This window comes from Ruegeria sp. J8 (assembly GCF_056531925.1).
Genome location: NZ_JBQFMR010000007.1, coordinates 116,325 through 134,175, shown reverse-complemented (window position 1 = coordinate 134,175; position 17,851 = coordinate 116,325). Strand labels below are relative to the sequence as shown.

The window sequence follows — 17,851 nt, the reverse complement described above, 5'->3', positions numbered from 1 at the left end:
TTTCGGCAGATGGGGGTCTGCCGGGTTGCCCTATAAAATAGAGATGATTCAAGCAGGTTCAATGCGATAAAAAAGAAGAGTGCAACTCGGGCACTTCTGACGCCAATTCCGCCCGCCAACCATTGGAAAAACCCGCCAAAGGCGCCGACAGCAGCGTGTCTTCTGCCCAAATCGCGGGCGATGCCACAAGCGCCGCGCGCGGTTTTCCCAAAGCACGCCAGTCGGGCAACTGCCGCAGCCCGGCCTCTGCCAATGGGCGGACTTGCGCGTCTGATCTTTGCGGACCGGTCAAGATCCAGCGGCTATCCCACAAATCGCCCGGCTTGGAAGGTTGTACGGAAATCGCCCCTAGTTCCCTGCAAATCCACGTGTTCTCGTCCTTGGCAACCACCATACATCCCCCGATTGTGGTTGTTTCTGCTTGGCGCAAAGCCGACAGAGCCTGTTCGACCGCCATCTGCCGCGGCGGATAGCCTGCACCCGCGATCCATTGGATACTGCCCACCAACAGACGCCGTTGGATTTCGTTGGGCAGCGCCACAAAGCCAGCGTGATCAACGCAAATGTCGCCCGTCTCAGCCCGCAGAACCTGACGCGCGGTTTCCTGCGTAAACACGTCCAAAGCCTCGCGCGCTTGTGCAAGGTTGTCAGCCACCCGGCTGAGGGAACGGGCGGTTATGCCGATCTCTTCCAACCCTGCCAGAGCCTCACGTGCCTTGATCCGATCAAATCGCAGGTCGTGATTCGAAGGGTCTTCTATCCAGTTCAACCCGTGTGCATTCAGGTAGTCGCGCAACTCCTGTCGGGTGACATCCAAAAGCGGTCTGAGCAGTTGAACCCCGTTCAGCTCGCGCGCAGCAGGCATCCCAGACAGGCCTGTGACGCCGGACGCGCGACCAAGCCGCAGCAGGACGGTTTCGGCCTGATCGTCGGCAGTGTGACCAAGTGCGATAGCGGGTACATCATTGCGCCGGGCCCAGTCGGTCAGCAACCTGTACCGGGCCTGCCGCGCTTGATCCTGCAAGTTGCCGCTGCCATCCCATCCGGTCCACCGCAACACTTCATGGGCCAATCCCATGTCTCGGGCCATTTCGGCAACCCGATCGGCTTCAGTGCGAGATTCAGGGCGCAATCCATGATCCACCGTTGCAACGTACAGCGAAACGCCCTGCGCGTTCTCCGCAAGAAGGTGCAGCAAAGCGACCGAGTCGCCGCCGCCTGAAACTGCAACCCCCAAGCGGGCAGGAAGTTGCGCGGGCAGTCGCCTGCGCAACGCATCCTTCAACTTGTCGGGGAATGTGGTCAAGAACAGCCCAGCGACGCCATTTCCTGTGTCGCGCTAGAGGCCGCTGGAGAAGCCGGGAACCGCACTCCGACCTCGCTGAGTGTTATACAAGCCTGATCGGTCTGTCCCAGTCGACCCAAGGCCGAGCCGAGCTCAAACAAAGCCTCGGGCGCAAAGGTCCCTTCGGAATCACCGGTGAAACTGGCCAGAAAGGCACGCGCCGCTTCGCGTGTGTCGCCCAACCCTTGCAGCGCTTGCCCGCGCTTCAGGTTAGCTTCGGGCGCAAGAGGGCTGCCGGGATATGAGGTATCAAAGCTTGCAAACTGGTCGGCTGCGGCCTGAAAATTGCCCTCGGTCAGCGCTTGCGCGGCAGCGTCGAAATCCGCGCGTTCACCTATCGCCAATTCACCCTGATCAATCGCAGTGGGCGCAGCGGGTGTTGTCGGAGCAGCCGCTGTAATCTGCGTCTCCCCCCCAAGGGTCGAGGTTTCGCCCAGCGTGCTCAGATCGCCACCTTCCAATTCAACCAGACGGAACTCCAGATCGCCGATGCGGTTGGTGCCGTCGGTGACGATATTCTGCACCCGCTGGTTCAACTGCTCGGTTTGACGGGTCAGGCGCTGCAATTCAGCTTCAATCGCGTCCACGCGTTCAAGCACCGAACTGCCGGACAGGTTGGGTGACGGAGACCCCGTCGTCGAAAACTCACGTTTCAGACGCTGGATTTCCACATGCAACACGGTCAACTCCTGCCGGATATCGGCTAGGGTCTGCTGATCCTGTGCTTGTGCCACCCCGGCGGTCGCCAAAACCGCGGCCAGAACCCATCCTGCAACTTTCATCATCTTACCCCAGTGTTGAGCCGGTCAGCACCGTAACCGCACGGCGGTTCTTGGAATAGCAATCCTCGGTACTGCAAATCTCGATCGGGCGTTCCTTGCCAAAGCTGACCGTGGTCAGACGGTTGCCCGCCACCCCGCGCGAGATCAGGTATTCGCGGGCCGCATTCGCCCGACGTGCGCCCAGTGCAAGGTTGTATTCGCGAGTGCCCTGTTCATCTGCGTGGCCCTCGATGGTTGCCACGAAATCGGGGTTCGCCAACAGCCAGTCCGCCTGACCCTGCAGAACGGTCTGCGCTTGCGGTGTAAGGGTCGACTGATCGATCGCAAACAGAACCCGGTCGCCGACGGTCTGCTGGAAATAAGCAGGTGAGCGCGGATCGCTGGGCGATCCTGCGGCCAGACCACCACCATTTGCGCCGCCGCCAAGGCCGCCTCCTAATGTCGAGGGATCGTTGCTGGTGCAGGCGGCCAGAATGCCTAGCACGCCCAAAGCTACCACTTTGCCCAATACGTTCATTTCAAGTGCCTCGTTGTGTTTTCTGTTTATTGCCGCCTGTGTATCACAGCGCGGGTTTCTTGTGAACTTTTCCGACCGCCCCCGCGATCAATTCTGCAAAGGCCCCCAGGACGGATCGCTGCCGCCATCTGGCGTTCGCACCGGGCGCAGGTTGCGCCCCGAGATATCCACCGAATAAAGCGTCGCCCGACCGCTTGCGCCTTGGGTTTCACGGGTGAACATAATCACCCGACCATTGGGCGACCATGTCGGCCCCTCGTCCAGAAAGGACGAAGTCAGCAACCGTTCCTCGCTGCCATCGGTGCGCATCACGCCGATATGGAACCGACCTTTGTTTTGCTTGGTGAAAGCGACCAGATCGCCCCGCGGGGACCAGACCGGCGTACCATAACGCCCCTGACCGAAACTGATCCGCGTCGCCTCACCCCCATTTGCAGGCATGATATACAGTTGCGGCGTGCCCGAGCGGTCGCTTTCGAACACGATTTGCGACCCATCTGGCGAATAGCTGGGCGCGGTCTCAATCGCCGGCGTGTTAGTCAAACGCACGCTCTGCCCCGAGGCTAGATCCATTTTCCAAAGATCCGTATTCCCCCCTTGAATCAGCGAATAGACAATCGAGCGTCCATCCGGCGAGAAACGAGGTGAAAAGCTCATCGTGCCGCCGGGCGTGTTCAGCTCGGTGCGGCGGACGCGGTCCACATCCAACACATAGATGCGTGGCTGGCCGGTTTCATAGCTGGTATAAAGCAGCCGGTCACCCGTCGGCGAAAAGCGCGGGGCTAGAACGATGGCGGCGCTGTCGGTCAAGTACTGCACGTTGGCACCATCGTAATCCATGATCGCCAGACGTTTCAGGCGCTGATCCTTGGGGCCACTTTCCGACACGAAGGCCACGCGACTATCGAAATAACCGCCCTCACCCGTCACGCGGCTATAGACCTGATCGGCCACCTTATGCGCCATGCGCCGCCAGCCATCCGTAGTACCTGCGAACTGCAGCCCGTTGCCAAGCTCTTGCCCGGAGAATACATCCCATACCCGGAAGCGGACCGTTAGCCGGTTGCCCGAGACATTTACCGCCCCAGTAACAAGCGCCTCGGCATTGATCGCCTTCCAGTCGGCAAATTGCAGTGGCGCCTCAAAGCTGCTGACCCGGCTGATAAATGCATCAGACGAGATTTCGCGGAACAGCCCTGTGCCGGTGAGGTCCGCTGCAACAACCCGTGTGATATCTTGCGCGTACTGAGCCGCAGCGGGACCGTCGGGCACGAAACTGGGCACCGCGAAGGGCAAGGGTTCGATGATCCCCTGATCCAGTTCCAAGCGCAGCGGTCCGTTCTGGGCATGAACCGGTGCTGTCAGAAGCGTCAGGCCGAGCAACAGGCTGGTCAGAAATCTCATCATTTGATCCGCATCCTCTCGGGATTGAATGTAATCTCAATATCCTGCCATTGCGCGTATTTGTCAGCAGGCAGGTCATATCCTTTTGCCCCGCAACGCAGAATTGCGCGTCTGGCGGCCTCATAGGCTTGTCTTGCTGCGCCGTCGGAACCGCCTGAACTTTCAATCAAACGCAAGCTGCCGCCCACCACATTGCCATCCGGCGTGAGCGAAAACCCTACAACGACCACAGTCTGCAAGGCGTCGGTCGACAACGACCCTACATTCCAGCACTTGGACACTGCCAAACGCATTGCATCTTTCTCACCACTGGTCAGCGGCGGGCCAGAGGGTTCTGTGCCCTGCCCCAGCGCCTCGGCCAACGCATCTTCGATGGCGCTTTCATCCGCAGGCTGCGGCGCAGGTGTCTCGGGCTCGACTTCGGGTGTTTCTGCCACCTCAGACTGCACCGGAGGGGGCGGTCGGTTTGGCCGAACCTGTGGCCGCGGAGAACTGCGGGGCGCGTATTCCCTGGCTTCCTCGGCCTCGGTCACGATCTCATCCGTGGCCTCTTCGGGAGCGGTCTGATCCTGTTGCTCTTGCTGGATCTCGGCGCCTTCTTCCAAGGACACAGCGGGCGTTTCAATGTCATCGGGTGCAGCCTCGGGCGGAGGCGGTGCAACGGGTTCTGGCGCAACCTTGTCTGCCGGGCGCGGCTGCGCCTCGGGGCCGGGGGGCACGGGCAAGGCGGCCACCTCTGGCGCGGGCGGCTCAAGCGCTGGGGGTTGTTCGATTACCACCGGCTCGGGCGGCGGTTCCACCGCCTCGGGCACCGGGTCAGGCTCGGGCTCGGATGGCTCCGACACCTCGGGCACCGTCTGTTCTTCTTCGACCGGCTCGGGCGGCGTCACCTCTTCAACCGGCGTGTCAGGCTGCTGCAAGGCCGCAGGCGTTGTCACCTCGGGCGCATCCCGCTGAGCGGTCATTGCCGCAAATTGCTCAGCCGAGATCACCGAGACATCCTGCACGGCCATCGGCAAAGGTTCGGACCGGAACGTGCCGCCGAACAAGGCCCATCCGATCAAACTGACATGGGCAATCGCCGAGATCTTGGTGCCGGTATCCACCGTGCCGCCTCACTCTCCACCTTCGTCAAGCGTCGGACCGCCCGTGTCGGTGACGAGACCGACATTGGAAAACCCACCCGCATTCAACGCACCCATTACCTGCATTACCTGCGCATAAGGGATCGAGCCATCCGCCCGCAGGAACACACGGTCACTGCTGCGCTCGGACGCGATGGCGCGCAATCTGCCAATCAATTCATCACGCTGAACATCTGTCGTCTGAATCTGAACCTGACCATCTGCGGTCAGCGTCACGGTCAAAGGTTCCTCATTATCACCGGGCAATGCACTGGCCGCCGTCTTGGGCAGGTCCACCGGCACCCCGACAGTCAACAATGGTGCGGCGACCATGAAGATGATCAGCAACACCAACATAACATCCACAAAGGGCGTGACGTTGATCTCAGCCATTGGCTGGGCACGACCGCGACGACGTCCGCGTCTGCGTCCATTGCTGCCCGAGCTTTGCTGAACCGCAGCGCCCATCCTAGCTGTCCAACTGACGCGACAGGATGGTGGCGAATTCGTCTGCAAAGGCCTCATAGCCGCCCACGATCCGGTCACTATCCGCGCTGAGTTTATTGTAGAAAATCACCGCCGGGATCGCGGCCAACAGGCCCAGACCGGTCGCCAGCAAAGCCTCGGCAATACCGGGGGCTACAACCGCCAGATTGGTGTTTTGTTGTTCGGCAATCTCGATAAAGGCGTTCATGATGCCCCAAACCGTGCCGAACAGCCCGATAAAGGGCGCGGTCGAGCCAACCGTCGCCAAGACCGGCAGACCCTTTTGCAGCGTCTCGGACTCTTTGGCGATGGCCACATCCATTGACCGGTCAATCCGCGCCGTGGCCCCCGCGATCAGCCCGCCATCGGTGCGGTGTGAACGACGCCATTCGATCATGCCCGCAGCGAAAATCTTTTCGGAACTGCCATCGGGCTGCGTGCCGATCTGCTCAAACAACTCATCCAAGGGGTTGCCGGACCAGAACGCCTCATCAAACACCTGCGCCTCGCGCCGCGCGGCCCGGTAGTTGATGATCTTCTGGATGATAATCCCCCAGGACCAAATCGACGCACCGATCAGCATCAGCATCACCAGTTTGACGATAAAGGTCGCGCGGGCATACAGCCCCCACATGGAGAAGTCGATCTCCTGCGCCAGCGCCAGCGTTTCAGCTTCCATGAACCTGCTCTTTAGTTTTTGCCTGATGGCCGTTCGTTTGGCCTTGTTTTGATAAACGCTAACGCAGTTGGATATGAAAAGCCAACAGAACCACCCTGGTCCCGCAAAATGTTACATCAATGCGCGAATCTCTGCCGGAAGACGCACCGGTTTGCCCTGCGCATTCATGCAGACCGCCGTGACCGAGGCGGTGAAAACTTCGGTCTCGCCCCGTGTCACCCGCTGCGCCATCGTCAGCCGCGCGCCAGACAGCGACGTGATCCAGGTTTCAATCGTCAACTCATCATCGAATTTCGCAGGGGCCAGATATTCGGCCTCGATCTTACGCACGACCCAGACAATACCCGCATCGCGCATCGCATTCTGGTCGTTACCGATATTGCGCACATAGTCCGAGCGCGCCCTCTCGATGAATTTCAGATAGTTCGCGTGATAGACCACACCCCCCATATCGGTGTCTTCATAGAAAACCCGGACGGCATAGGTATGGGTCATTGCGGTTGCTCCAATCTGGCAAACAGGCGCAACGCATGAGAGGCATCCTGCGCCGCACCCGGCAATACCGGATCGTAGGCCGCGCGGATCAGCCCTGCAATATCAGGTCTCAAAATCGTAGCCTCACCCGCCACCGCCAAAGGTGATTGCGTGCGAAATGCCGTGTCGGACCATAGCAAAACGGTTTGCACCACCTGGCTGAGCGCCAGGGTTTCGGCAGGCACCTTCGACAGCTCTTTGTCCATTCGCAAAAACACGAACGCGGCACGGATTGCGCCGTCTTCCTCGAACCGGAAGATACGATATTGGTTGGCATCTACCGCAACCAGTCGTTCGACCAAAGGTGCTAGGTCCGGGACAAGACGATCGAGGTCCGGCACTTCCAACAGCTCATTCCAGTCCCGGAAGAAGAACACCATGCAGTTGGCCCCCAGTTCAGGGTCCGTTTCCGCCATTTTGTGACCGGCCAGCGTGACGACCGCTTCGAACGCCCCTTTGACCGTGGCCAAGGTGTCATCTTCCACCCCGAAAACGATGGGCACAATCGGACGCCCCCAACGTGCGAACAAAAACTCGCCGCTTTCGCGGGTGAACAGCGCTTCGATTTGATCAGGTGTCACGCGGAGACCCTTCTTCTCGTTTCAAATATGGCCGCCGGAGGCTTAAAATCCCTAGCGCTATAATTCAACCAAACAGATCGCTTTGCCCCCGAGGCGCTGCCATACCCAAATGCGTCCACGCCTTTTGTGCCATCATCCGCCCGCGCGGTGTGCGCTGGATCAAACCCTGCTGCAACAAATAGGGCTCAATCACTTCCTCAAGCGAATCCCGGCTTTCCGACAACGCTGCTGAAAGGGTTTCGATCCCAACTGGTCCACCGGCGTAGTTCTCGGCGATCAGCTTAAGATACCGACGATCCGCGCCGTCCAATCCCAGATTGTCCACGCCCAAACGTGTCAAAGCACCATCGGCCAGATCCCGCGTGATCCGCCCGTCGCCTTCGACGATAGCGAAATCCACCACGCGACGCAGCAGCCGCCCCGCGATCCGAGGGGTCCCGCGCGACCTCCGCGCGACCTCGCGCGCGCCTGCGTCGTCAGCAGGAGCCCCCAGTTTACGGGCGTTTCGCGTGACGATCTCGTGCAGTTCATCGACCGTGTAGAATTGCAGCCGGGTCGGAATGCCAAAGCGATCCCGCAGAGGCGTGGTCAGCAGACCCATCCGGGTCGTCGCCCCGACCAGAGTAAAGGGCTGCAACTCGATCCGCACGGTCCGCGCGGCGGGGCCCTCGCCGATCACCAGATCAAGCTCAAAATCCTCCATCGCCGGGTACAGAACCTCTTCGACCACCGGGTTCAGACGGTGGATTTCGTCGATGAACAGCACATCGCGCGATTCCAGATTGGTCAGAATCGCCGCCAAATCCCCGGCCTTGGCCAGCACCGGGCCAGAGGTCATGCGGAAATTCACCCCCAACTCGCGCGCCATGATCTGCGCCAGCGTCGTCTTGCCAAGGCCCGGAGGGCCATGAAACAGCGTATGGTCCATCGCCTCGCCCCGCTGACGAGCCGACTGGATGAAAATGCGCAGGTTCGCGCGCGCCTCGGCCTGACCGATGAACTCGTCCAACCCCTGAGGGCGTAGGGCGCGGTCGTTATCCTCGGGCAAAGGGTCCGGGCGCAGAGTGGGATCGGCGTCAGTCATCCATTCAGCCTTTCGGAGCCAGCAGTTTCAACGCCGCCCGGATCAGATCAGCCTCACCGGCGTCCGGCAGGCTGGCGGCCGCTTCGGCCACGGCCGAGGCCGCCTCGGACGGGCCATAGCCGAGGTTCGACAGGGCCGACAACGCACCAGCCGAGGCCGCCGCATTGCCCGAGGCCGGTTTCGCAGCGCGTTTGGGCGCAGGCGCTGGCTCAATCAGTTCGACCGGCTCAGGCACAGGGCCGTCCATCGCCTCGGTCACGGTGCCGCCCATGGCCATCACGCCCGGCGCTTTGTCCTTCAGGTCCAATACGATGCGCTGCGCGGTTTTCGGCCCCACGCCTTTGGCCGCCTTGACCGCGCCCCAATCACCCAAGGCAATCGCACGGCTGACCCCATCCGGGCCCAGCGCAGACAGGATCGCCAAAGACACTTTGGCCCCCACCCCCTGCACCGAACACAGCAGGCGGTGCCATTCCTTCTCGACCAAAGACAGAAACCCATAAAGCTGCATCAGGTCTTCGCGCACCACCATGTCCGTGTAGATCGAGACCGCCTCCCCCACGCCCGGCAGAGCCGCCATGGTCCGGTCCGAGCAATAGACGATATAACCAACCCCGCGCACGTCGATCAGCACGTGGTCTGCTGCGCGGTAATCCAGGCATCCAGTGAGTTTTCCGATCATGCCCGCACCTCTTTCATCCGCGCCTGCGGCGCTGCGCCATAGTAGGAATGGCAGATCGCAATCGCCAGCGCATCTGCCGCATCTGCGCCCTTGGGCTGACACCCCGGCAGTTGCAGCTTGACCATGTGCAAGACTTGCTCTTTCTCGGCATGCCCCACGCCCACAACTGTTTTCTTGACCCGGTTGGGCGCATATTCCCCTACCGGCAACCCGGCTTGCGCGAGCGTCAGAAGCGCAACCCCGCGCGCCTGGCCCAGTTTCAACGTGCCCGCACCGTCCTTGTTCACGAAAGTCTGTTCGATCGCGGCCTGATCGGGCGTGTGTTCGGCGATCACCTCGACAATCTGGTTGTGCAGAGACAACAACCGCTCGCCCAAATCATCACCGTCGGATTTGCATAGCCCGTTGGCCACGTGGCTCAGGCGGCTGCCATGCGATTCGATGACGCCCCATCCCAGGGTTCTCAGCCCCGGATCAATGCCCAAAATCCGCATGTTGTGCCCCAGCCTGCTCGGGTTTTTGTGATCTTTCTTACGGGTTAGCACGAAGCGTGAACATTTTCCAAGCGAATTGACGGAAAGTCCAAAAACGACAGACCTGCTCGAGGGGCGACACAATGGCCTGTTTGCGACCGCGAAATGCCTGAATTCGACGTGTTTGATTAAGCAAAAATGACCAGTAAATTAAGGGGCTTTCACGTTTTCAGAGCATTGCAGAAAACGCATAGGACACATGCAATTTCGTCGCTTGTGGTGTCAGATCGACATCCCTAAATGCCGCTCAAACGAAGGATTGAAACTGAACTCTAACCAGAAGGAAACAGGATATGGCCGTACTGGATACCACCCGCGCCACCACTGGCTCGTTCGGCCTTGCTGGCCGTATCGGCGGATTTTTTGCAGCGGTTGTGAACGCCGTTGTGGAATGGAACGACGCCCGCGTGACCCGCAACGCGCTGAGCGGTCTGAGTGACCGTGAACTGGACGATATTGGCATGTGCCGCGGCGATATTGACGTCGTAGCGGATAGCCGCCGGTAAGATCTAGACCACCACTCACACGCCCCTATCTCCTCCCTCGGGGGCAAAGCAGAACGCCGCGCATTGATTTATGCGCGGCGTTTCTGATTCAGATTTGCAAAAATCAGGGCAGATAGCTTGAGACCTGCGCGGCCAGAAAGGCAGAAATCGGGTCAATCTGCATGATCCAGGCCCCAGCCTGTTCGACCGACGTCCCTTGGCTCAGACTGTCAACGCGGTATTCATAGGCGGACGGCCCAAGGCTCGCTAAAAGAAAGGTCTTGAATGCAAAAAAGCCCACAAGGCACATCAGCAACACTTTGGCAGGCACCGCAGACTGAACGCGCTGCGGCCTCATCACCACCAGGCCATCTTTGCGCATCGTCGCACGATAACCACGGCTGAGTTTCGCGTGTTTTTTGTTCAGACGATGAACGCGCTGATCAAATTCCAGTTGTTTTCCAGTCATGGCAGCCTCCAATAACCGCCCCCGATATGCATCTTTGAACGGTAGACAGAGATTGCGCCAAAAAAGTGGCAGGAATCCATAAAACTCCTGTAAATGGCCCGATTTTAGCCCTGTTTGCTTAAGATTAGCGTCGTCCATTCGCCAATCTCGTCCCGACGGGCCAGATTGAACCCGTTTTGTGAATAAACGGAAACCACATCATCGGCCTGTTCATTGAGGATTCCCGACAAGATCGCGTACCCCCCTACCCGCAGATTCGCCCCAATTTCCGGCGACAACGCGACCAGCGGCCCCTTGAGGATATTGGAAAAGATCAGGTCATAGGGCGCGTGGGCCTTCAGGTCGGGGTGATCGAACCCGGCAGCCTCGACGCACTGCACCTGACCGGCCATGCCATTGGCTTTCAGGTTCGCCTCGGCCACATCCACGGCCACCTGATCAATATCGCTGGCGATGATATCTCCATCCCAGACTCGCGCGGCGGCCATGGCAAGAACGGCAGTGCCACAGCCGATATCGGCCACTTTTGTCGCCTCGAACCCCTCATTCAGTAGATAATCCAGCGCCTTGAGGCAACCAAGTGTGGTGCCGTGATGCCCGGTGCCAAAGGCCATCGCGGCCTCGATCAGCAGGGGAATGCGGCCTTCGGGCAGTTGGTCGGCGTCGTGACTGCCGTAAACAAAGAAGCGCCCGGCCTCGACCGGAGCCAGTTCGCGACGCACATGGGCGACCCAATCGGTTTCGGGCAGCTCCGAGACGACAAAGGGCTTGGCTTGGAACGCGGCGGCCAGAACGGCCAGCGCGGTTTCATCTGGGGTTTCGGTGAAATAGCCGCCAACCTCCCATAGGCCCGAGCCGTCCTCGACCTCGAACACACCAACGCCGGTAGGTTCCGGCTCCAGACGCTCCATTGCTTCGCCCAAGCCTTCGGCGGCTTTCTTGCCCATCAGAGTGGTCAGCGCAGTGAATGTGGGCATGGGGGCCTCCTGTTTGGGTTTCCTCTGCGCCTAGGCCGCCGGGCAGGCAAGGTCAAGCGCTGGCTTATTCCGCAGGGGCCGGGGCGTATTTTGACAGGATGGTTTCATTGCCCGGCTCGGGGTGGCGCGGGATCAGCAACGACAAGGCCAGCGAGATCATCGCCATCGCTGCCGCCAGCGTAAACACCGCGCCGGGCGAGACCACCCACAGCAAACCCAGCAACGCCGGCAGGAACACGGCGGCGATGTGGTTGATCGTAAAGGCCACGGCTGCGGTTGGTGCGATATCGGCAGGGTCGGCGATTTTCTGGAAATAGGTTTTCAGCGCCAATGCCAGCGCGAACAGCACGTGGTCGATCACGTAAAGGATCGCGGCCAGCACCACGCCCCAGCCAAACCAATAGATGCCGCCATAGGCCGCGAACACGATGGCCAGACCGGCATATTCAAAGATCAGCGTGCGGCGCTCGCCGAACACGGACACGGCTTTGCCCAGCATCGGAGCGGCGGCCATGTTGATCACCAGATTGATCAGATAGAGGCTGGTTAGCTCATGCACCTCGAACCCAAATTTCTCGACCATCATGAAGCCTGCGAAGACGACAAAGATCTGCCGCCGGGCACCGGCCATGAATTGCAGGGCGTAATACAGCCAATAGCGTTTGCGCAGGATCAGTTTCTTGGTCTGCGGCGTCGGCGCATCGAATTGCGGGTAAGCCAGCAGGCAGAACAGCGCCAACAGGGCCGTCACGCCGCCCGCTGCCATGAAGACGAAGTTATAGGACAGATCGAACCGGTCCCATGTCAGCACGATCAAACCGTACACCACTGCTGTCGCCGCTGAGCCCATCGCGACCAGCCAGCCCAACACTTGCGGCGCACGATCCTTGGGCAACCATTGCAGTTGCAGCGACTGGTTTACCGTCTCGTAATAGTGAAACCCGATCGAGCTGAACAAGGTCACAAACAGCAGCCCGCCAAGGCTGGGGAACCACGCCGTGATCGCAGTCGCAACGCCCAGCATCATCAGCGAGATCATCGCCAGCACTTGCTCGCGGATAAAGATGATCACCGCGATCACGCCTACGGCCAGAAATCCGGGAATTTCACGCACCGTATGCAGCAGGCCTATGTCTGCGCCGTCGAAATTCGCGACCTCGATGACGAAATTGTTCAGCAGCGCGCTCCATGCGTTAAACGCAATGGGCATCATCAACGCCATCATGAACAAGAGCGTTATGGGACGGCGCCAGAACTGAAGGCTCTGCGCATCAGAGAGCGGCATGGGTTTCAGCATGACACCGCTCTACGCTCATTTTTTCGGTTTGGCGAGGGGGCAGACGCACAGGCGGTCTGCACCGGTGCAGAGGTCAGTAAAAACTCTGCGGGTCGATATCGACGGTCAGGCGGATATCGCCCTTCAGACGCAGGGGCGCAATCCAGCGGGCGATAGCATCCTGAATCGGCGCGCCTTTGGGGGCTTTGACCAGCAGGCGTACACGGTGCCGCCCGCGTATTCGTGCTATTGGCGCGGGCGCAGGTCCGAAGACTTGGGCATCTATAGCACGTAGCGGCGCATCGTTGCGTGCCATCGCGTTGCCGATGTCGAAAACCGGACCGACCTCGGGCCCGGACAGCACGATCCCGGCCATGCGCCCATAGGGCGGGACGCCTGCGGCCTGACGCCCGGCGGCCTCGGCCTTCCAGAACCCTTCTTCATCGCCTGACAGAATGGCGCGGATCACCGGGTGTTCAGGCTGAAACGTCTGCAACAGTGCCTGCCCCGGCTTATCCGCCCGCCCGGCCCGGCCCGCAACTTGCCGCATAAGCTGGAACGTGCGTTCCGCCGCTCGCAGGTCCGCCCCGTGCAGAGAAAGGTCGGCATCAATCACCCCCACCAGTGTCAGCTTGGGAAAGTTGTGCCCCTTGGCCACCAGCTGCGTACCGATGACGATATCCGCATCGCCCTCGGCAATCTCTTCGATCTTGGCCTTTAACGCGCGGGCCGAGCCGAACAGATCAGAACTCAGCATCGCGATCTTGGCCTCAGGGAACGTCGCCTCGGCTTCTTCTGCCAGCCGTTCGATCCCCGGCCCGACCGGGGCCAGCTTGCCCTCAACCTGACAGGATGGGCAGGTGTCGGGCATCGGCTTCGTCTCACCGCATTGATGGCACATCAGTCGTTTGAGAAACCGGTGTTCAACCATCCGCGCATCGCAATGATCACAGGCGATCTGCTCCCCGCACGCCCGGCACAGCGTCACCGGCGCATAGCCACGGCGGTTGATGAACAGCAGCGACTGTTCCCCGCGTTCGATCCGCTGCCGTACCGCCTGCCGCAGCGACGGGGAAATCCATGTCCCCGGCTGCATCTGCTCGGCCCGCATATCGATGGGTTTCATCTCTGGCAGCACCGCCGCCCCAAAGCGCGAGGTCAGGTCCAGCCGCTCATACTTGCCGGCCTCGGCATTCGCCCAGCTTTCCAGCGACGGCGTCGCACTGGCCAGAATCACGCGCGCCCCGCAGACCGAGGACCGCAGCACCGCCATATCCCGCGCGCTGTAATGCACGCCGTCTTCCTGTTTGTAAGAGGTGTCGTGTTCTTCATCGACCACCACCAGCCCCAGATCGCGGAACGGAAGAAACAGCGCCGAACGCGCGCCGACGACCAGTTGCGCTTCCCCCTGCCCAACCATGCGCCAGACCCGCCGGCGTTCGGTCATGGTCGCACCCGAGTGCCATTCGGCAGGCCGCGCGCCGAACCGAGCCTCGACCCGCGTCAGGAATTCGGCGGTCAGGGCGATCTCGGGCAGCAGAACCAGCGCTTGCCGCCCCATGCGCAGGGCTTCGGCGACGGCCTCTAGGTAAACCTCGGTCTTGCCCGAGCCAGTGACACCCTTCAGCAACGTTGTCCCATAATCCCCGGAACGTTGCCCAGCCTGCAGGCGCGCGACCGCGGAGGCCTGATCGTCAGTCAACGCCTTGCCCGGCAAGTCCGGGTCCAGCCGGGGATAGGGCAAATCACGTGGGCTGTCTTCCTCGCGCACTGCGCCTTGCTTGACCAACCCCTTGACGACCGAGGACGTCACCCCCGCCTGCTCGGCCAACTCCTTTAACGTGAACGCCAAGCCGCCGTAGTCGCGCAGCACCTCAAGCACGCGGGTCCGCGCATCGGTCATGCGGTCTGGCTCGGCACCGCCCAAACGATAGATTTTCCGCATCGACGGCGGATCGCCCAGCCCAGGCGCACGGGTCGCCAAGCGCAGCATCGCAGGCATCGGTGTCAGCGTGTAATCGGCCACCTTGCCCAGAAACAACCGCATCTCTTCGCGCATCGGCGCGACCTCTAGCACACGGATCACGGATCGCGCCTTGGCCAGATCAAAACCGCCCTGCCCCGGCCCCCAAACCACACCCAGAACCTTGCGCGGGCCCAGGGGCACCTCGACAAACGCGCCCAGAAAACACCCGCCCTCGGGCGCTTTGTAATCCAGCGTCCGGTCCAAGGGCTGTGTGGTCAGCACAGCCACCAGCTCACCCTGATCGAAATACTCCTGCGCGCTCACCGCATCTCCTCGGGTCGGGGGTTTCAGCATCGGTGTTATTGGGGTAAAGCCATCCGCAACCAAGGCCAACCCATCAAAGGACTGCCCGCATGAAATTCTTCGTAGATACCGCCGAGATCGACGCCATCGCCGAACTGAACGATCTGGGAATGGTAGACGGTGTGACCACCAACCCCTCGCTGATCCTGAAATCGGGCCGCGACATTCTAGAAGTCACCAAAGAGATCTGTGATCTGGTCGACGGCCCCGTATCCGCCGAAGTCGTCGCGACCGAGGCCGACGACATGATCGCCGAAGGCCGTAAGCTGGCCCAGATCGCGCCGAACATCGCCGTGAAGGTTCCGCTGACATGGGCGGGGCTGAAAACCTGTAAAACCCTGTCCGACGAAGGCCAGATGGTCAACGTCACGCTCTGCTTCTCGGCCAATCAGGCACTGCTCGCCGCCAAGGCGGGCGCGACCTTTATCTCGCCCTTCATCGGCCGTCTGGACGATATCAACCTCGACGGCATGGATCTGATCGCTGATATCCGCCAGATCTATGACAATTACGGATTCGAGACCGAAATTCTGGCCGCATCCATCCGCACCGTGAACCACGTAACAGACAGCGCCCGCATCGGCGCCGACGTGATCACCGCTCCGCCTGCCGTAATCAAGAAACTGGCCGATCACCCGCTGACCGACAAGGGGCTTGAAACCTTCCTGGCCGACTGGGCCAAGACCGGTCAGAAAATCCTCTGATCCCTGACACTGCCGCGCGGTGCTGCCAGGCACCGCGCCCGGCCCAACTGCCAGCCCTGATCGCAGATCAGGGTCTTGCAGGCGGGAGAGGCCCCGTCGCGCAAATGACGGGAAATCCAACCAAAGGCTCACTTTTCCCAAGGCAAATCGGTCCAGCCGTGTTATAAGGCCGCAAAACATAAAAAAGACCGGACGGGACATGAGCAGCAATACCAAACTCAAGGACACTCTCCGCGAGGCGATTCTGGCCGAGCCTGACGCCGTGCTGGACGACAAGGACCTGATGCAGGCCCTCGTCGCCGCCAATGAACAAGCGCGCGGAGATAACATCGTCGACCTGCGCGGCATCGCCATGCAGCGGCTCGAAGCGCGGCTGGATCGGCTTGAAGACACCCACCGCTCGGTCATCGCGGCCGCTTATGAAAACCTTGCGGGTACCAATCAGGTGCACCGCGCAATCCTGCGCCTGCTGGAGCCCACAGGGTTCGAGGACTTCCTGACCACCCTTGGCTCAGACGTCGCCGAAATTCTGCACGTGGATCGGATCACGCTGGTCCTGGAAACCACCGTCCTGCAGGAAGACCCCGCGATCGAAAAACTGGGCGGAGCGCTGGCCGTAGTCGAGCCCGGCTTTGTCGACAACTACCTGACTTTCGATCGCAGCGGCCCTGCCCGCGAAGTCGTGCTGCGCGAGGTCATCCACCCCACACACCGCATCTTCGGCGATCAGGCCAATCACCTGCGGTCCGAAGCCTGCATGCGGCTGGACTTGGGCGAAGGCCGCCTGCCCGGCATGATCATCATGAGCGCGAAAGACCCCAACCACTTTTCACCGCAACTTGGCACCGACCTGCTGACCTTCTTTGCCGGTGTTTTTGAACGGTCCATGCGCAACTGGCTGTCATGAGCCTGATCTCTCCAGCCTGCCGCGACGCGTTGCAGCACTGGCTGGAGGGTCTCGTCGCGCTTTCGGGCCGATCAACCAATACTCAGGCCGCCTACCGCAGCGACGTGAATGATTTCCTATCCTTTATGACCCTGCACCATAGCGAGCGTCAGGGTTTGGCAGCACTGGCTCGGATCACCGTATCCGATATGCGGGCTTGGATGGCGGATCAGCGCGGCTCGGGCGTCGGCGCGCGTTCGCTGGCGCGCAAGTTGTCGGCTGTCAAAAGCTTCTACCGCTGGCTGGCAGAACGTGAAGGGTTCGAGCCGACCGCGGTCTTGTCGACCCGCGCGCCCAAATTCACCAAGAAACTGCCCCGCCCCGTCGACGAAGATGCTGCCCGCGCCCTGATCGAAACGGTCGAACTGCAATCGACCAATGATTGGGTCTCTGCGCGCGACGTGGCCGTGGTCACATTGCTCTATGGTTGCGGGTTGCGGATTTCCGAGGCGCTGTCGCTGACCGGCGCTGACGCCCCCCTGCCACAATCGCTGCGAATTGTTGGCAAAGGCAACAAGGAGCGCATCGTCCCGGTCCTGCCCGCCGCACAAGCAGCTCTGGACCGGTATCTGGCGCTCTGCCCTCATCCGCTGGACAAGACCAAGCCACTGTTTCGTGGTGTCCGCGGCGGGGCGCTGAACCCACGTGCCATTCAGGGCGTCATGGCCAAGGCGCGTCAGCAGTTGGGCCTGCCCGCGACGGCCACCCCACATGCGTTGCGCCACAGCTTTGCCACGCACCTGCTGTCTGCGGGCGGCGATCTTCGCGCCATACAGGAATTGCTGGGGCATGCCTCTCTGTCGACCACGCAAACCTACACCGCCGTGGACACCGCCCGGTTGATGGAAGTCTACGACCGCACTCACCCGAAAGCCTGACACAATTGCAATTTCACCAAACAGGGCATTTTGCTT

At 60.8% G+C, this 17,851-nt stretch carries 20 protein-coding genes; 4 read left to right on the top strand and 16 right to left on the bottom strand.

Annotated elements, in window-relative coordinates:
- Positions 1 to 58 precede the first annotated feature (58 nt).
- The 12 genes from tilS to ruvC form a co-directional block, all read right to left on the bottom strand.
- Complete coding sequence (tilS, locus tag ACR0L1_RS15665; protein ID WP_480859759.1) at positions 59 to 1,306, bottom strand: tRNA lysidine(34) synthetase TilS; 1,248 nt, start codon at positions 1,304 to 1,306, stop codon at positions 59 to 61.
- Positions 1,303 to 2,127, bottom strand: coding sequence for a tol-pal system protein YbgF (ybgF, locus tag ACR0L1_RS15660; protein ID WP_480859757.1), 825 nt, complete (start codon positions 2,125 to 2,127; stop codon positions 1,303 to 1,305). The genes tilS and ybgF overlap by 4 nt, the downstream gene beginning before the upstream one ends.
- 4 nt (positions 2,128 to 2,131) lie before the next feature.
- Positions 2,132 to 2,644 carry a peptidoglycan-associated lipoprotein Pal gene (gene pal, locus ACR0L1_RS15655; RefSeq protein ID WP_170769966.1) on the bottom strand — a complete coding sequence of 171 codons (513 nt, stop codon included), beginning with the start codon at positions 2,642 to 2,644 and terminating at the stop codon, positions 2,132 to 2,134.
- Positions 2,645 to 2,731: 87 nt separating this feature from the next.
- The gene (gene tolB, locus ACR0L1_RS15650; protein WP_480548902.1) at positions 2,732 to 4,051 is read right to left on the bottom strand and encodes a Tol-Pal system beta propeller repeat protein TolB; all 1,320 of its coding nucleotides are present in this window, start codon (positions 4,049 to 4,051) and stop codon (positions 2,732 to 2,734) included.
- Positions 4,048 to 5,154: an energy transducer TonB gene (locus tag ACR0L1_RS15645; RefSeq protein WP_480859754.1), complete on the bottom strand. Its 1,107-nt coding sequence runs from the start codon at positions 5,152 to 5,154 to the stop codon at positions 4,048 to 4,050. Before ACR0L1_RS15645 ends, tolB begins: the two co-directional genes overlap by 4 nt.
- 9 nt (positions 5,155 to 5,163) lie before the next feature.
- Positions 5,164 to 5,640 carry a protein TolR gene (gene tolR, locus ACR0L1_RS15640; RefSeq protein WP_170790381.1) on the bottom strand — a complete coding sequence of 159 codons (477 nt, stop codon included), beginning with the start codon at positions 5,638 to 5,640 and terminating at the stop codon, positions 5,164 to 5,166.
- Between the two features lies 1 nt (position 5,641).
- Complete coding sequence (tolQ, locus tag ACR0L1_RS15635; protein ID WP_170769962.1) at positions 5,642 to 6,337, bottom strand: protein TolQ; 696 nt, start codon at positions 6,335 to 6,337, stop codon at positions 5,642 to 5,644.
- Positions 6,338 to 6,448: 111 nt separating this feature from the next.
- Complete coding sequence (gene ybgC / locus ACR0L1_RS15630) at positions 6,449 to 6,832, bottom strand: tol-pal system-associated acyl-CoA thioesterase (RefSeq protein WP_170782889.1); 384 nt, start codon at positions 6,830 to 6,832, stop codon at positions 6,449 to 6,451.
- Entirely contained in the window at positions 6,829 to 7,452 is a 624-nt protein-coding gene (locus ACR0L1_RS15625; RefSeq protein ID WP_170782890.1) for a hypothetical protein, read from the bottom strand. The genes ybgC and ACR0L1_RS15625 overlap by 4 nt, the downstream gene beginning before the upstream one ends.
- A gap of 64 nt (positions 7,453 to 7,516) precedes the next feature.
- Positions 7,517 to 8,536, bottom strand: a complete 1,020-nt coding sequence (ruvB, locus tag ACR0L1_RS15620; RefSeq protein WP_480859752.1) for a Holliday junction branch migration DNA helicase RuvB — start codon at positions 8,534 to 8,536, stop codon at positions 7,517 to 7,519.
- 4 nt (positions 8,537 to 8,540) lie between these two features.
- The gene (ruvA, locus tag ACR0L1_RS15615) at positions 8,541 to 9,218 is read right to left on the bottom strand and encodes a Holliday junction branch migration protein RuvA (RefSeq protein WP_480859750.1); all 678 of its coding nucleotides are present in this window, start codon (positions 9,216 to 9,218) and stop codon (positions 8,541 to 8,543) included.
- The gene (gene ruvC / locus ACR0L1_RS15610) at positions 9,215 to 9,712 is read right to left on the bottom strand and encodes a crossover junction endodeoxyribonuclease RuvC (protein WP_170769957.1); all 498 of its coding nucleotides are present in this window, start codon (positions 9,710 to 9,712) and stop codon (positions 9,215 to 9,217) included. Before ruvC ends, ruvA begins: the two co-directional genes overlap by 4 nt.
- A gap of 332 nt (positions 9,713 to 10,044) precedes the next feature.
- Here ruvC and ACR0L1_RS15605 point away from each other — a divergent pair, with 332 nt between their 5' ends.
- Positions 10,045 to 10,257, top strand: coding sequence for a DUF1127 domain-containing protein (locus tag ACR0L1_RS15605; RefSeq protein ID WP_170769956.1), 213 nt, complete (start codon positions 10,045 to 10,047; stop codon positions 10,255 to 10,257).
- Between the two features lie 103 nt (positions 10,258 to 10,360).
- On the opposite strand, the gene ACR0L1_RS15600 is transcribed toward ACR0L1_RS15605, so the two are convergent.
- The 4 genes from ACR0L1_RS15600 to ACR0L1_RS15585 form a co-directional block, all read right to left on the bottom strand.
- Entirely contained in the window at positions 10,361 to 10,843 is a 483-nt protein-coding gene (locus ACR0L1_RS15600) for a hypothetical protein (RefSeq protein ID WP_237215610.1), read from the bottom strand.
- The gene (locus ACR0L1_RS15595; RefSeq protein ID WP_480859748.1) at positions 10,810 to 11,682 is read right to left on the bottom strand and encodes a 50S ribosomal protein L11 methyltransferase; all 873 of its coding nucleotides are present in this window, start codon (positions 11,680 to 11,682) and stop codon (positions 10,810 to 10,812) included. The genes ACR0L1_RS15600 and ACR0L1_RS15595 overlap by 34 nt, the downstream gene beginning before the upstream one ends.
- Positions 11,683 to 11,746: 64 nt before the next feature.
- Positions 11,747 to 12,979, bottom strand: a complete 1,233-nt coding sequence (locus ACR0L1_RS15590; RefSeq protein WP_480859746.1) for an MFS transporter — start codon at positions 12,977 to 12,979, stop codon at positions 11,747 to 11,749.
- Between the two features lie 73 nt (positions 12,980 to 13,052).
- Entirely contained in the window at positions 13,053 to 15,278 is a 2,226-nt protein-coding gene (locus ACR0L1_RS15585; RefSeq protein WP_480502797.1) for a primosomal protein N', read from the bottom strand.
- Between the two features lie 59 nt (positions 15,279 to 15,337).
- Between ACR0L1_RS15585 and fsa the strand changes: the two genes are divergently transcribed.
- The 3 genes from fsa (at position 15,338) to ACR0L1_RS15570 (ending at position 17,815) form a co-directional block, all read left to right on the top strand.
- The gene (gene fsa, locus ACR0L1_RS15580) at positions 15,338 to 15,991 is read left to right on the top strand and encodes a fructose-6-phosphate aldolase (RefSeq protein ID WP_170354905.1); all 654 of its coding nucleotides are present in this window, start codon (positions 15,338 to 15,340) and stop codon (positions 15,989 to 15,991) included.
- A 199-nt stretch (positions 15,992 to 16,190) separates the two neighbouring features.
- Positions 16,191 to 16,898 (top strand): DUF484 family protein, encoded by a 708-nt coding sequence (locus tag ACR0L1_RS15575; RefSeq protein WP_480859743.1) that lies wholly within the window; start codon positions 16,191 to 16,193, stop codon positions 16,896 to 16,898.
- Entirely contained in the window at positions 16,895 to 17,815 is a 921-nt protein-coding gene (locus tag ACR0L1_RS15570) for a tyrosine recombinase XerC (protein ID WP_170790376.1), read from the top strand. Before ACR0L1_RS15575 ends, ACR0L1_RS15570 begins: the two co-directional genes overlap by 4 nt.
- The last annotated feature ends 36 nt before the right edge of the window (positions 17,816 to 17,851 follow it).

Bases quoted from the DNA above. Each gene is read 5' to 3' on its own strand.
- ybgF (WP_480859757.1), bottom strand. From the start codon at position 2,127: ATGAAAGTTGCAGGATGGGTTCTGGCCGCGGTTTTGGCGACCGCCGGG.
- pal (WP_170769966.1), bottom strand. From the start codon at position 2,644: ATGAACGTATTGGGCAAAGTGGTAGCTTTGGGCGTGCTAGGCATTCTG.
- tolB (WP_480548902.1), bottom strand. From the start codon at position 4,051: ATGATGAGATTTCTGACCAGCCTGTTGCTCGGCCTGACGCTTCTGACA.
- tolR (WP_170790381.1), bottom strand. From the start codon at position 5,640: ATGGGCGCTGCGGTTCAGCAAAGCTCGGGCAGCAATGGACGCAGACGC.
- tolQ (WP_170769962.1), bottom strand. From the start codon at position 6,337: ATGGAAGCTGAAACGCTGGCGCTGGCGCAGGAGATCGACTTCTCCATG.
- ybgC (WP_170782889.1), bottom strand. From the start codon at position 6,832: ATGACCCATACCTATGCCGTCCGGGTTTTCTATGAAGACACCGATATG.
- ruvB (WP_480859752.1), bottom strand. From the start codon at position 8,536: ATGACTGACGCCGATCCCACTCTGCGCCCGGACCCTTTGCCCGAGGAT.
- ruvA (WP_480859750.1), bottom strand. From the start codon at position 9,218: ATGATCGGAAAACTCACTGGATGCCTGGATTACCGCGCAGCAGACCAC.
- ruvC (WP_170769957.1), bottom strand. From the start codon at position 9,712: ATGCGGATTTTGGGCATTGATCCGGGGCTGAGAACCCTGGGATGGGGC.
- ACR0L1_RS15605 (WP_170769956.1), top strand. From the start codon at position 10,045: ATGGCCGTACTGGATACCACCCGCGCCACCACTGGCTCGTTCGGCCTT.
- ACR0L1_RS15600 (WP_237215610.1), bottom strand. From the start codon at position 10,843: ATGGACGACGCTAATCTTAAGCAAACAGGGCTAAAATCGGGCCATTTA.
- ACR0L1_RS15595 (WP_480859748.1), bottom strand. From the start codon at position 11,682: ATGCCCACATTCACTGCGCTGACCACTCTGATGGGCAAGAAAGCCGCC.
- ACR0L1_RS15590 (WP_480859746.1), bottom strand. From the start codon at position 12,979: ATGCTGAAACCCATGCCGCTCTCTGATGCGCAGAGCCTTCAGTTCTGG.
- ACR0L1_RS15585 (WP_480502797.1), bottom strand. From the start codon at position 15,278: ATGCTGAAACCCCCGACCCGAGGAGATGCGGTGAGCGCGCAGGAGTAT.
- fsa (WP_170354905.1), top strand. From the start codon at position 15,338: ATGAAATTCTTCGTAGATACCGCCGAGATCGACGCCATCGCCGAACTG.
- ACR0L1_RS15575 (WP_480859743.1), top strand. From the start codon at position 16,191: ATGAGCAGCAATACCAAACTCAAGGACACTCTCCGCGAGGCGATTCTG.
- ACR0L1_RS15570 (WP_170790376.1), top strand. From the start codon at position 16,895: ATGAGCCTGATCTCTCCAGCCTGCCGCGACGCGTTGCAGCACTGGCTG.